Genomic DNA, 13,682 nt, shown 5'->3' with positions numbered 1-13,682 from the left:
GTTCCCGACCACCCGTAGGCTTCGTGCGTATGTTGCAAGTCTGGCCGGGCAGCCCCTATCCGCTCGGTGCCACCTATGACGGCACCGGGACCAATTTCGCGATCTTCTCCGAGGCTGCCGAGAAGGTCGAGTTGTGCCTGTTCGACGACGACGACGCCGAGACGCGCATCGAGTTGAAGGAAGTCGACGCGTTCGTCTACCACGGATTCCTCCCCAGCATCGGCCCCGGCCAGCGATACGGCTATCGGGTGCACGGCCCCCACGACCCGGCTCGGGGGCTGCGGTGCAATCCTCACAAGCTTCTCCTCGACCCGTACGCGAAGGCCGTTGACGGCGAGATCGACTGGGACCAGTCGGTGTTCGGCTACAACTTCGGCGACCCGGACAGCATGAACACGGCCGACTCCGCCGCGCGGATGATGAAGTCGGTGGTCATCAGCCCGTTCTTCGACTGGAACAACGACCGACCGCCGCGCACCCCGTACAACGAGACCGTGATCTACGAGGCGCACGTGCGTGGCCTCACGATCGCGCACCCGGACCTTCCGGCGGAGTACCGGGGCACCTATGCCGGGGTGGCACATCCGATCATGGTCGAGCACTACCACACGCTCGGCGTGACCGCCGTGGAGCTCATGCCCGTCCACCAGTTCGTCCAGGATGAGCATCTGGTCAGCCGCGGCCTGCGCAACTACTGGGGATACAACTCACTGGCCTTCCTGGCCCCCCACAACGCCTACGCGGCCGCCGCCCGGTCGGGGCAGCAGGTCCAGGAGTTCAAGTTGATGGTGAAGGACCTGCACGATGCCGGCATCGAGGTGATCCTGGACGTGGTGTACAATCACACCGCCGAGGGGAACCACATGGGTCCCATGCTCTGCTTCCGCGGAATCGACAATGCCGCCTACTATCGGCTGATAGAGGACGATCCGCGCTACTACATGGACTACACCGGCACCGGCAACAGCATGCGGGTCCGCCATCCGCATGTCCTCCAACTCATCATGGACTCGCTGCGCTACTGGGTCACCGATATGCACGTCGACGGATTCCGGTTCGATCTGGCCGCGACCCTGGCACGGGAGTTCTACGAGGTCGACCGACTGTCCTCGTTCTTCGACCTCGTCCAGCAGGATCCGGTCGTCTCCCAGGTCAAACTGATCGCCGAACCCTGGGACCTGGGCGCCGGTGGCTACCAGGTCGGCAACTTCCCGCCGCTGTGGACCGAGTGGAACGGCAAGTACCGTGACACCGTGCGGGACTTCTGGCGCGGTCAGGACCACGGCATCGCCGAGTTCGCCTCCCGCCTGACCGGGTCGAGCGACCTCTACGAATCCGACGGCCGCCGCCCGTCCGCGTCCATCAACTTCATCACGGCCCACGACGGGTTCACCCTCCACGACCTGGTCTCCTACAACAACAAGCACAATGAAGCCAACGGCGAGGACAACTGGGACGGATCGGATGACAACCGGTCGTGGAACTGTGGTGTGGAGGGGCCGACCGACGATCCTGATGTGCTCGCGCTACGCGCGGCCCAGATCAGAAACTTCCTCACCACCCTGTTTCTTTCGCAAGGCGTACCCATGCTGGTGGCTGGTGATGAGATGGGGCGAACCCAGCACGGCAACAACAACGGTTACTGTCAGGACAACGAGATCTCGTGGTTGGACTGGTCCCTGGCCGAACGCAACGCGAGCCTGGTCGAGTTCACCGCACTCGTGTCCGCCCTCCGCCGGGAACACCCCGTGTTCCGCCGCCGGCGATTCTTCCAGGGTGACGCGATTCGCGGTTCGGGCGCAGGTTCGGGCGCAGGCTCAGACGCAGGTGCGCAACCCGGCCCGGCATCTGGTTCGCCGGCTGCCGCGGGCAGTGGCACCGGGGAGCCGCTCACCGAGGCCGGGGAGCCACTCAAGGACATCGTCTGGCTGCTTCCGGACGGCACCGAGATGTCAGATGCCGACTGGGAGTTCGGCTTGGCTCGGTCGGTCGGGATGTTCCTCAACGGCCACGGCATACCCGACCGCAACCACCGCGGCGAGACCGTTGTCGACCAGTCGTTTCTGCTGTTCTTCAACGCGCACTTCGAGCCGCTCGGATTCCGGGTACCGCCGGAGAACTTCGGCACCAGCTGGGAGATCGTCATCGATACCGGGGTACCCGGCGCGGTCGTGACCACGGCTGTCGGCTCAGGCGACCCGGGCGAGTCGGGCAACCCGGGCAACCCGGGCGACCCCCGCGACCCGCGCGGAGCTGCCAGCTCGGGCGAGAGCGGCCCGTTCGACGCGCGTGCCACCAACCGGGTCGTGAAGGCCGACGACCCCATCGAGGTCGACGCCCGGTCAACCCTGGTGCTGCGCTGTGCCGACTGAGTCACGGGGCGGCGTCACCCCGACGCCCGCCCGGACGGTCCCGGGCTCGACCTACCGGCTGCAGCTGAGCATGGAGTTCTCCTTCACCGACGCGGCTGTCATCGTCCCGTACCTGGCCGCACTCGGGGTCACCCACCTGTACTGCTCGCCCGTGCTGGAGGCTGTCGACGGTTCGAGCCACGGCTATGACGTCGTCAACCACGACCAGATCAGCCCCGAGCTCGGCGGGTCGGCCGGGTTCCGCCGGCTCGTGACCGCCTGCCGCAAGGCGGGCCTGGGCCTCGTCGTGGACCTGGTGCCCAACCACATGGCGATCACCGCTCCGGAGACCGCGAACGCCGCCTGGTGGTCGGTGTTGCGGGAGGGCCGGGCGTCGCCGTACGCGTCCTGGTTCGACATCGACTGGGACTCTCCGGACAACCCGGGAAAGATCGTCGTCCCGATTCTGGGTGACCCGCTGGCGGACTGCCTCGCGGCCGGGGAGATCAGAATCACGACGAACGAGGATGCCGAATCCGTGGTCACCTACCACGACCACGTGCTGCCGGTCGCAGCGGGCACCGCCGACCCCGGCGACGTGGCGGCAACCCTTGATCAGCAGCACTACCGGCTGTGTTTCTGGCGCGTCGCCGCCACTGAGCTCAACTACCGCCGCTTCTTCGACATCACCACCCTCCCCGCCCTGCGGCAGGAGGACCCCGACGTCTTCGCGGCGACCCATCGCCTGATCCTCGACCAGGTGCGGGCCGGCGCCGTCGACGGCCTGCGGATCGATCATCCTGACGGTCTGGCCGATCCCGAGGAGTACCTGCGCAGACTGTCCGAGGCCACCGACGGCGTGTGGACGGTCGTGGAGAAGATCCTCGAACCGGGTGAGGCACTACCCGACACCTGGGCGTGCGCGGGCACCACCGGCTACGACACACTGAACCGGATCACCCGGCTGTTCGTCGATCCAGCGGCGGCCAGGCCCTTCACCAAGCTGTACGCCGAGATAACCGGCTCCTCCCCCGACTTCGCGGCGCTCGCCCGCGAGGCAAAACTGGCCGCGGTCGCGGACGTCCTACGGCCCGAGCTGGACCGGCTCGCCGCACTCGCACTGACGCAGGCTCGGCAGCGTCGCGCGGACCTGACCCGCGTCGGTCTTCGCGAGGCGCTCGCCGAGGTGCTGGCCGCCTTCGCGGTCTACCGCGCCTACATCCGGCCGGGCGGGGCCGCAACCCTGGACGCCCGCGCTCACGTGGTCGGAGCGTGTGAGCGGGCCCGGGAATCCCTGCCGCGACGGTCGGGCGAGATCGATCTCATCGAGAACCTGGCGCTGGCCGGTCCGCCCGAGTTCGTGGTGCGCTTCCAGCAGACGACCGGGCCCGTCATGGCCAAGGGCATCGAGGACACCGCCTTCTACCGGTACGGCCGGATGGTCGCCCTCAACGAGGTCGGCGGCGCCCCCGGCGACTTCCCCGCCTTTCCCGCCGGGCATCCGCACAGCGCGGTGCACGAGTTCCATGAGGCCAACGCGACCATCCAACGGACCTGGCCGCTGACGATGACGACCCTGTCCACGCACGACACCAAGCGGTCGGAGGATGTGCGTGCCAGGCTCGTGGTACTGACCGAGGACCCGCACGGCTGGGGCGAGGTGGCGCAACGCCTGATCGCTCTGGGTGAGCGCCATACCGACACCGAACGGGGCTGGCCGGACCGGCAAGCCGGCTACCTGCTGGCGCAGACGCTCGTCGGCGCGTGGCCGCTGCCGGCGCAGCGGGTCCGGGACTACCTGCTCAAGGCCGTCCGCGAGGCCAAGGTGCACACCTGCTGGACCGACCCGAACCTCGGCTACGAGTCCGCGCTGGTGAACTACGTTGACGCTGTCCTGGACGACCGGGACTACGTGGCCACCCTGGAGACCTACGTCGCCACCCTGGTGGAGCTCGGCCGCCAGAACTCCGTCGCCCAGAAGCTTCTCCAGCTGGTCTGCCCCGGTGTGCCCGACATCTACCAGGGCCAGGAACTGTGGGACGCCTCCCTGGTCGACCCGGACAACCGGCGGCCGGTCAACTTCGGCGAGCGGGCGAAGCTCCTGACCGAACTCGGGCCTGATGCCGGAGCCCGCAAACCACCCGCGCTCGACGACACCGGCGCGGCGAAACTGCTGGTCGTCGCCCGCGCGTTACGGCTGCGACGGGAACAACCGCAGTGGTTCGGCACGGAGGCGACCTACCGGCCGTTGTGGGCGTCGGGTTCGGCTGCCGAGCATGTGCTCGCGTTCGTCCGCTCCGGATCGGTGGTCGCGGTGGCGCCCCGGCTGGTGCTGGGACTGCGCCGCGGCGGCGGCTGGCGGGACACCACCCTCCCGCTGCCCGACGGCCGCTGGACGGACCTGTTCACCGGCCGCCGGCACGACGGCGGCGTCGCCTACGTCCTGCGGCTGCTGCGCGACTTCCCCGTCAGCCTCCTGGTGCGCACCCCCTGACCGGCCATCGCGTCGTGCCGACCAGCTTCACGTCGTGCCGCGGCCGGGTCGTGACTCAGCCGAAAATCAGCCGAAACGCTGTGCGGGACGGGCCCAGCTGTGATGCCCTGAAACATGGGCAGAGGCAGAGCAGGCTGCACGCATTCCTACAAGCGACGAACCCCCTCCCCGGGACAACCGCGGGTGGCGTGTCCGACGCCGCACCGGTAACAGCGCCGTGAAATCGGGATCACAGATGCTCACGCATTCCACAACGGGTAGACAGTACCGATGAGCACTTTCCGCGTCTGGGTGCCAGAGGCGAAGACGGTAGGTGTGATCACCGATACTGGTGGCAACGAAACCGTCCACGAGATGCTGACCGACGACGGCGGTTGGTGGTGGGTGAACGTGCCCGTTGCGGGTCACGGCACCGAGTACGCCTACCTGATCGACGGCGAGGTCGACGAACTGCCGGACCCGCGCTCCGCCGATCAGCCCCAGGGCGTCCACGGTCGCTCCCGGCTCGTCGACCACGCCCTGTTCAGCTGGACGGACAGTGCCTGGCGAGGGCTGACGCTGGCCGGGAGTGTCCTCTACGAGCTGCACATCGGCACGTTCACCCCGGCCGGCACCTTCGACGCCGCCATCGAACGGCTCGACCACCTGGTGGCGCTCGGCATCGACGCCGTCGAGCTGCTGCCCGTCAACGCCTTCGCGGGCCGCCACGGCTGGGGCTACGACGGCGTGGGTCTGTTCGCCGTCCACGAGCCCTACGGCGGTTCGGACGGGCTCAAGCGGTTCGTCGACGCCGCCCACAGCCGAGGCATCGGTGTGATCATGGACGTTGTCTACAACCATCTCGGGCCCGACGGGAACTACCTCGCCCGGTTCGGCCCCTATTTCACCGACTCCCGCATCACCCCCTGGGGACCGGCTGTCAACCTTGATGCCGCCGGCTCCGACGAGATCCGGGCGTTCATCGTCGACAACGCACTGGGCTGGCTACGCCACTACCACTGCGACGGCCTGCGGCTGGACGCTGTGCATGCCTTTGCCGACGGCCGGGCCGTCCATCTCCTTGAGGAGATCACCATCGCGGTGCACCGGCTCGCCGCCCAGCAGCGGCGGCCCCTGTTCGTGATCGCCGAATCCGACCTCAACGACCCGCGGCTGGTGACCACCCGCGATGCCGGTGGGCTCGGCTTGGACGCGCAGTGGTGCGACGACGTGCACCATGCCATGTGGGCGGCACTGTCGGGTGAGCGCCAGGGCTACTACAGCGACTTCGGCAGTCTCGCGACCCTGGCCAAGGCGATGGAACGCGCGTTCGTCCACGACGGGACGTACTCGGCGTTCCGCGGGCGCTCCCACGGCCGACCGGTGCCCAACCACATCCCGGCGCATCGGTTCGTGACGTTCCTGCAGGACCACGACCAGGTCGGCAACCGGGCAATCGGTGACCGTGCCGGGCAGACGCTCAGCGCAGGGCTGCTGCGGGTAGGCGCCGCGCTCCTGTTGACCTCACCGTTCACGCCGATGTTGTTCATGGGTGAGGAATGGGGGGCGAGCACACCGTGGCAGTTCTTCAGTGACCACACCGCGCCGGGGCTGGCCGACGCCGTCCGCAAGGGTCGCCGGGGCGAGTTCGCCGCGCACGGCTGGGGGCCCGACGAGATCCCCGACCCACAGGACGAGGCGACATTCGTCCGCTCCAAACTGGACTGGGCGGAACTGCGGACGGCGCGCCACGCCGGTCTGCTGAAGTGGTACCGACGCCTGACCACCCTGCGCCGAACCCTGCCCGACCTCACCAACCCGGACCTGTCCTGCGTACGCGCCAGCTTCGACGAGGACGCCCGCTGGTTCGTGCTGCGCCGCGGCCAGGTCGCGGTCGTGTGCAACCTCGCACCACGGCGCCAACCGGTACCGGTCGAGGGCGTGCCGTTTGACGTGCCGGCCGCGTCCACCAGCGGGTTCACCTACATGCCGGGCCGTATCGAGCTCGACGGGGAATCAGTGGTGATCGCCCGCCTGCTGTGAGCCGGCCTGCTGTGAGCCGACCGGGTCAACGCCGACGGTCGCGGCGTTCGGTTCGGGACAGCACGGCATACAGCAGGCCGAGAATGCCCACGGCTATCAGTAGCACGACGACCAGCAGCACAACATAGGTCGTCATACGTACAACCGTCCTTTCAGGCCGAACTCGACACGGCGAACGTCGGCTGTCAGCCACCCACGACACCTCGGGGTCACCGGTACCGCACCCCGTCAGTATCCCGTCCGGGCGAGTGCTGCACATCTCGCGGTCCGGTCAACCGCCGGATCATCCACCAGCACCAGCACCAGCAGCGCCACCGCCACCGCCACCGCCACCGCCACCGGCACCGGCACCGGCACCGGCACCGGCACCGGCACCGGCACCGGGCTACGACGCCTTGGCGCTGCCTTCCCAGACGGCCAGGTCGTCGGACCCGCCGTCGCGGGCCAACGCCGACAACCGCGAAATCGCGCGCTGGAACTTCTTGCGATGCGGCCCGGCCAGCATCTCCGCCGAGAACAGCTCGCTGAAGGGCTGGCCGGACGCCACGACCGGGATCGACCGGTCGTAGAGACGATCGGCGAGGACGACGAGCCGCAGCGCCATCGCCTGGTCGGACACCGCGGTGACGCCATGCAGGCAGAACAGGGCGATATCGTCGACGAGCGCGCCGTAGCGGGACGGGTGCAACTGGCCGAGGTGGGCGCACAGTTCGGCGAAGCCGTCCTCGCTGGCACCGGGGGTCACCGCGGCACGCCGACGCACCTCGTCGTCGCTGCGGGGCGCGGGTGGCTTGGGCAGGCCGCGGTGGCGAAAGTCCTCGCCGGAGATCCGCAGGATGTCGAACCGCGACGACAGCCCCTGGATCTCGCGCAGGAAGTCATCCGCGCCGAAGCGGCCGGCACCGAGGTCCTCCGGCTGGGTGTTGCTGGTCGCGGCCAGGTGCACGCCCGCCTCGGCGAGCCTGGTCAGCAAGGTGGAGACGAGCACCGTGTCCCCGGGGTCGTCCAGCTCGAACTCGTCGATCGCCAGCAGCCGTAGGCCGGACAGGGCGTCCACGGTCCGGGCGAACCCCAGCGCGCCGACCAGCGAAGTGATCTCCACGAACGTCCCGTAGGCCTTGGGGCCCGGCACCGCGTGCCACAGCGACGCGAGCAGGTGGGTCTTGCCGACCCCGAACCCGCCGTCGAGATAGACCCCCGGACGCGTACCCCCCGCGTCCGACCCGCCACCGGCGTCATCCCGGCGGCCCCCATCCCGGCGGCCCCCATCCCGGCGGCCCCCGTCCCGGCGGCCCCCATCCCGGCTGCTCAGATCACGACGTCCGAACCGGAGCAGGCCACGGCCGCCGGCGCCGGCCGAACCCCGGGCCCGGGTCCCACCCGAGGCGACCCGGTCGGCGAACCGGCCCAGCGCCGCAACGGCACCGACCTGGCTCGGCTCGCCGGGATCCGGCCGGTAGGTCACGAAGCGGACGTCATTGAACCGTGGCGGCGGAACAAGGGCCGCGACCAAATCGTCCGGACGTACCTCGGGATGGCGGTCAACCAGGCGCTCCGGCATGTTTTCACCCTACGGATACACCATCGGTCGATGACGCCCCGAGAAGTACCACGCGAGGTAACTCACACCGTTTCACGCTGGCCACCGTGATATGCGACAGCCCACGCTACGAGCGATCAGCCGGCAGCGGGTCGAATGTCGAATAGAGTCTGCGCCGAATAGAGTCCGGCGAGTGCGCCATTTCCCGTCCCCTGATGACGTCGACCTGGATGCCTTCTACGGCCTGCCACCGGTCGCCGTCGGCGGGGTGCATGTGCGATCGAACTTCGTCTCGTCCCTCGACGGCGCCGCCGAGGTGGACGGTCGTTCCGGCGGCCTCGGCGGCAGTGCCGACCGCCGGGTCTTTCGCCTGCTGCGCTGGCTTGCCGACGTCGTCCTCGTCGGTGCCGGCACCGCGGTCGCCGAGGACTACGGGCCGGTCGTTGTTCCGCCGGAACGCCGCGACCGACGACTCGCGGCCGGGCAGGCCCCGATCCCGCCGGTGGCGGTCGTCTCCGGCAGCCTGCGGCTCGACCCGTCCGCCCGGCTGTTCAGCGCGGACGTGCGTCCACTCGTGCTCACCGCCCGGGCCGCGCCGGCTGACCGGTACCGCGACCTTGCGGCCGTCGCCGACATGGTGGTCTGCGGCGACGAGACAGTGGATCTCGCGACGGCACTACATGTGCTCGCCGGGCGGGGACTGGGACGCGTGCTGTGCGAAGGCGGACCATCGCTACACGCGTCCCTCGCAGGAGCAGACCTTCTCGATGAGCTGTGCCTGACACTTGCCCCGTTGCTCGCCGGCCCCGACCACGCCCGGATCGTCGGCGGCCACCGCTGGCCGAAGCCTGTCACGATGACGCTCGGTCACGTTCTCGAGGACGGCGGCAGCCTGTTCCTGCGCTATCTGCGTCGCTGAATCATCGGCGTCGCTGAAGCTCCGACCCCCGGCCCCCGGCCGGGACAGACGCTAGAGAATCATGCCGGCGGCGACCGTGGACCCGGTCACCTCGTCGACGAGAATGACGCTCCCGGTCGTCCGGTTCCGCCGGTACGGATCGAAGCACAGCGGTGTCGTGGTCCGCACCGTCACCCGGCCGATGTCGTTGAGCCGCAGCTCCGACACGCTCTCGTCGCGATGCAGCGTGTCGACGTCGACCCGGTAGGCGATGTTCTTCAGCACGCCGCGCACGGACCGGGTCGTGTGCTTGATCCCGAGCCTGGACCTGGCCCGCAGCGGCGCATCCGCCATCCAGCACACCATTATGTCGATGTCCTGGCCGACCGTTGGCTGGTTCGCCGGTCGGGCGAGCATGTCCCCGCGGGAGACATCAAGATCATCTTCAAGGCGGACTGTCACCGACATCGGCGGGAAGGCTTCGGCGACCGGTCCGTCAAAGGTGTCGATGGCCGCTATCCGCGAGGACAGACCGGACGGCAGGACGATCACGTCATCCCCGGGCTTGAGAATGCCACCGGCGACCTGGCCGGCATAACCGCGGTAGTCGTGCAGGTCCTCCGATCGCGGCCGGACCACCCACTGCACCGGGAAGCGCACGTCGATGAGGTTGCGGTCGGAGGCGATGTGCAGCTCCTCCAGGTGGTGCAGCAACGAGGTGCCCTCGTACCAGGGTGTGCTCGGCGAGCGGGACACGATGTTGTCCCCACCGAGCGCCGACACCGGGATCGTCGCGACGTCGACGATCTCGAGCTTGGCGGCGAACCCCCGGAACTCACTTTTGATCTTTTCGAACACATCCTCGTCGAACCCGACGAGGTCCATCTTGTTCACGCACAGTACCAGGTGTGGGACGCGCAGCAGTGAGGCCAGAAAGGCGTGCCGCCGGGTCTGTTGCAGCACGCCCTTACGCGCATCCACCAGCAACAGTGCCAGATCGGCGGTGGACGCCCCGGTGACCATGTTGCGGGTGTACTGGACGTGCCCAGGGGTGTCGGCGAGGATGAACGACCGCTTCGGCGTGGCGAAGTACCGGTATGCGACGTCGATCGTGATGCCCTGTTCCCGCTCGGCTCGCAGCCCGTCGGTGAGCAGCGCCAGGTCGACGTAGGCATCGCCCCGCTCGCGGCTGGTGCGCTCCACCGCTGCCAGCTGGTCGGTGAACAGCGACTTGGTGTCGAAGAGCAGCCGTCCGATCAGTGTGGACTTGCCGTCGTCGACAGAACCGGCGGTGGCGACCCGCAGCAGCTCCCCCATCAGAACAGCCCCTCCATCAGAAGTAGCCCTCCCGTTTGCGGTCCTCCATGGCAGCCTCGCTGACCCGGTCGTCGGCGCGGGTCGCGCCGCGTTCGGTGATCCTGCTGACCGCCACCTCCGCGATCACCTCGTCGATCGTCGCCGCGGTCGACGCGATCGCACCGGTGCAGGACATGTCCCCCACCGTGCGGTAACGCACCTGACGCGCAACGGCCCGCTCCCCTTCCAGTGGCGGCGTCAGGGCAGTCACCGCCAGCAGCATCCCGTCCCGTTCGACCACCTCACGGGTATGCGCGTAGTAGATCGACGGAATCTCCAGGCTCTCCTGCGCGATGTAGCGCCAGATGTCGAGCTCCGTCCAGTTCGACAGCGGGAAGACCCGGATGTGCTCGCCCGGGCGGTGTCGGCCGTTGTAGAGCGACCACAGCTCGGGACGCTGGTTCTTCGGGTCCCACTGGCCGAACTCGTCCCGGAAGGAGTACACGCGCTCCTTGGCCCGGGCCTTCTCCTCGTCGCGGCGGGCCCCGCCGAACACCGCGTCGAACCTGTTCGCCTCGATGGTGTCCAACAGCACCGGCGTCTGCAGCTGGTTGCGGGACGCGCCCGGCCGGGTGTCTTCGGTGATCGCTCCGGCATCGATCGCATCCTGGACGGATCCGACGACGAGGCGGGCGCCCAGCTGCGCCACCCGGGCGTCCCGGAACTCCATCACCTCGCTGAAGTTGTGGCCGGTGTCGATGTGGACCAGCGGAAACGGCAGCTTTGCCGGCCAGAACGCCTTCTGGGCGACCCGGAGCATGACGATCGAGTCCTTGCCGCCGGAGAACAGCAGCGCGGGACGCTCGAACTCGGCCACCACCTCCCGAAAGATGTGGACCGCCTCCGCCTCGAGCATCTGCAGATGGGTGAGTTCGTAGCCCGTGACAGGCACGCGCAGTCCCCCCGTCGAGCCCAGTAGACAACACCGATAGATGACAACGCCGGCAGAACGCCGGCAGAACGCCGGCAGAACGCCGGTGGATATCAGCCCAAGGTAGCCGAGGGACCGGCGCCCAGGACAGCGAAGCGGCTCGACGGCCATGCCCGCCTGCGCCCGCCGCCAGCCCGCCGCCAGCCCGGTCGCCAGCCCGTCGCCGTGGCAGGACGGACCTCAACGGCTACGGTCAGGGTGTGCCCACCATCCGGGAGAGGACCGCGCTGCTGGTCGACGAGACCCGCGCAACGGAACTGACCGAGGCGTCGCTGCACTGGCCGTCACTGACGCTGACGGCCGCGCAGCTTGCCGACCTTGAGCTCCTGCTGTCCGGCGGGTGCCCGAGCCGCCACGGCCCGGGTGTGACCGAGGATGGCTACGACGGCCCGGTGCGCATGCCGCGGCACACGGTCGACATCGGTGACGCCCATGCGCTGACCAGCGAGAGCACCGAGAAGCCGCGCCCTGGAGTGACAGTTGCGCTGCGGGACTCCGAAGGCGTGATGATCGCCGCTCTGCGAGTGACCGAGATGGCCGGGTCGGCGCTGTCGGGCGTCGTCGAGGGACTACAGCTACCCGATCACCCCGACTACCCCGAGCTGCGGTTCACCCCCGCGTCGTTGCAGGCGGAGCTGCTCGGACGCGGGTGGTGCACGCCAACTGACCCCGTGCCCACCGCGCTGTGGGTCGACGGCCTGCTCCATACCGCGGACCTGGACCGCATCGAAGCCCTCACCGCCGATGGGAACACCGTCGTAGTCCTCGCTCCGGTCGGTGGGACGGATCCCGCGGATGCGCGCCACCACCTGCGGGTGCGGTGCCTGCGGGCGGGGCTCGCCACGCTGATCGACGTTCGGGCCATGCTCGCCCTGGTGCCCGTCCGGGCGATGCCGCGGCTGACCGAGGCGGTCGCCCTCGGCCCCGACACCACGATCCGGGTCGGGACCACCACCGGTGACCCGGTAAGCGACAATCAGGTAAGTGACAATCAGGTAAGTGACAATCAGATAACGAATCACCAGCCCGCCGGCCACCGGGAGACCGACGATCGAGAGACCGACGATCGAGAGACCGAGCCTGCCCTGGCCGCGGAAGTCATCCACCGGGCACAGGTCGCGGTCGCCTACGGGCTCGGTTCGGTCATCGTCGGACCGGCGCCGAGCGCACCGGGGGCAAGCGCGCTGGGACTGCTCCTTGAGCGCGGAACACGGCTGCCGCCGGTGCTCACACCGCCCGCGGTCGCCGCCGAACTCGTCCGCGCACAGCCACCGCGGGCCGAGCGGGGGCTCACCGTGATGTTCACCGGTCTGTCGGGATCGGGCAAGTCGACCGTGGCCGGGCTGCTCGTCTGCCGACTGTTGGAGCGCGGTGACCGCCGGGTGACGCTGCTCGACGGCGACGTCGTCCGACTACACCTGTCCAAGGGGCTCGGCTTCTCCCGCGAGGACCGCAACACCAACGTTGCGCGGATCGGCTTTGTCGCCGCGGCTGTGACGGCCGCCGGCGGCACCGCGGTATGCGCGCCGATCGCCCCCTACGACGCGGTCCGCCGCCAGGTCAGGACGATGGTCGAGGACAGCGGAGGCGGGTTCGTCCTGGTCCATGTGGCCACCCCGCTGGAGATCTGCGAGGCCCGCGACCGCAAGGGCCTGTACGCAAAAGCCCGCGCCGGCATCATCCCGACCTTCACCGGCGTATCCGACCCCTACGAGGAACCCGCGGATGCCGAGATCGTCATCGACACCACGCAGACATCCTCCCAGGACGCCGTGCAGACCATCCTCGATCACCTCTGCACCCACGGCTGGCTCACGCCCACCCCTTGACCGGATCCGAGTCCTGCGCCCGGGACCGACACGCGCTTATGCGGCCCTGGCCACCCAAGTGATCAGAACGAGTCTCAACTGATCACAAATCTACGGCTACCGCCCAGTAACTCCGCGCGTCCGAGGGCCGATCGGATCGATCGCGGTAGGGGCCGCCCGCAAGGGCGGTCCCTACCGCGATCATCGGATCCGACGTATCCGTATCGGCGGTCAGGAACCACGAAGCAAGCTGGACTTTCGCGGTTTTCATGATTGGTTTGG

9 protein-coding genes are annotated in these 13,682 nt (G+C 68.8%); 5 read left to right on the top strand and 4 right to left on the bottom strand.

Annotated elements, in window-relative coordinates:
• Positions 1 to 29: 29 nt before the first annotated feature.
• The 3 genes from glgX (at position 30) to treZ (ending at position 6,867) form a co-directional block, all read left to right on the top strand.
• Positions 30 to 2,372, top strand: a complete 2,343-nt coding sequence (gene glgX / locus U9979_RS11195; RefSeq protein ID WP_322779328.1) for a glycogen debranching protein GlgX — start codon at positions 30 to 32, stop codon at positions 2,370 to 2,372.
• Positions 2,362 to 4,845 (top strand): malto-oligosyltrehalose synthase, encoded by a 2,484-nt coding sequence (gene treY / locus U9979_RS11190; protein WP_322779324.1) that lies wholly within the window; start codon positions 2,362 to 2,364, stop codon positions 4,843 to 4,845. The genes glgX and treY overlap by 11 nt, the downstream gene beginning before the upstream one ends.
• A gap of 270 nt (positions 4,846 to 5,115) precedes the next feature.
• Positions 5,116 to 6,867: a malto-oligosyltrehalose trehalohydrolase gene (gene treZ, locus U9979_RS11185; RefSeq protein WP_322779323.1), complete on the top strand. Its 1,752-nt coding sequence runs from the start codon at positions 5,116 to 5,118 to the stop codon at positions 6,865 to 6,867.
• A gap of 228 nt (positions 6,868 to 7,095) precedes the next feature.
• Here treZ and U9979_RS11180 read toward each other — a convergent pair whose 3' ends face one another.
• Complete coding sequence (locus U9979_RS11180; protein ID WP_322779322.1) at positions 7,096 to 7,248, bottom strand: hypothetical protein; 153 nt, start codon at positions 7,246 to 7,248, stop codon at positions 7,096 to 7,098.
• Between the two features lie 4 nt (positions 7,249 to 7,252).
• Positions 7,253 to 8,428 (bottom strand): cell division protein ZapE, encoded by a 1,176-nt coding sequence (gene zapE, locus U9979_RS11175; RefSeq protein WP_322779321.1) that lies wholly within the window; start codon positions 8,426 to 8,428, stop codon positions 7,253 to 7,255.
• 172 nt (positions 8,429 to 8,600) lie between these two features.
• Here zapE and U9979_RS11170 point away from each other — a divergent pair, with 172 nt between their 5' ends.
• Positions 8,601 to 9,326, top strand: coding sequence for a pyrimidine reductase family protein (locus tag U9979_RS11170; protein WP_322779320.1), 726 nt, complete (start codon positions 8,601 to 8,603; stop codon positions 9,324 to 9,326).
• Positions 9,327 to 9,377: 51 nt separating this feature from the next.
• Here U9979_RS11170 and U9979_RS11165 read toward each other — a convergent pair whose 3' ends face one another.
• Positions 9,378 to 10,622, bottom strand: a complete 1,245-nt coding sequence (locus U9979_RS11165) for a sulfate adenylyltransferase subunit 1 (protein ID WP_322779319.1) — start codon at positions 10,620 to 10,622, stop codon at positions 9,378 to 9,380.
• Between the two features lie 16 nt (positions 10,623 to 10,638).
• Positions 10,639 to 11,553: a sulfate adenylyltransferase subunit CysD gene (cysD, locus tag U9979_RS11160; protein WP_322750602.1), complete on the bottom strand. Its 915-nt coding sequence runs from the start codon at positions 11,551 to 11,553 to the stop codon at positions 10,639 to 10,641.
• Between the two features lie 239 nt (positions 11,554 to 11,792).
• Here cysD and cysC point away from each other — a divergent pair, with 239 nt between their 5' ends.
• The gene (gene cysC, locus U9979_RS11155) at positions 11,793 to 13,421 is read left to right on the top strand and encodes an adenylyl-sulfate kinase (protein ID WP_322779318.1); all 1,629 of its coding nucleotides are present in this window, start codon (positions 11,793 to 11,795) and stop codon (positions 13,419 to 13,421) included.
• The last annotated feature ends 261 nt before the right edge of the window (positions 13,422 to 13,682 follow it).

The sequence above is a fragment of the Protofrankia sp. Cas4 genome (assembly GCF_963555915.1).
Classification (GTDB): Bacteria; Actinomycetota; Actinomycetes; order Frankiales; family Frankiaceae; genus Protofrankia.
The sequence above is the reverse complement of the archived record's forward strand: the minus strand, read 5'-3'. Positions and strand labels throughout refer to the sequence as shown.

What these genes read in the sequence shown, in the direction of transcription:
- glgX (WP_322779328.1), top strand. Translation starts at nt 30, where the DNA reads ATGTTGCAAGTCTGGCCGGGCAGCCCCTATCCGCTCGGTGCCACCTAT.
- treZ (WP_322779323.1), top strand. Translation starts at nt 5,116, where the DNA reads ATGAGCACTTTCCGCGTCTGGGTGCCAGAGGCGAAGACGGTAGGTGTG.
- zapE (WP_322779321.1), bottom strand. Translation starts at nt 8,428, where the DNA reads ATGCCGGAGCGCCTGGTTGACCGCCATCCCGAGGTACGTCCGGACGAT.
- U9979_RS11165 (WP_322779319.1), bottom strand. Translation starts at nt 10,622, where the DNA reads ATGGGGGAGCTGCTGCGGGTCGCCACCGCCGGTTCTGTCGACGACGGC.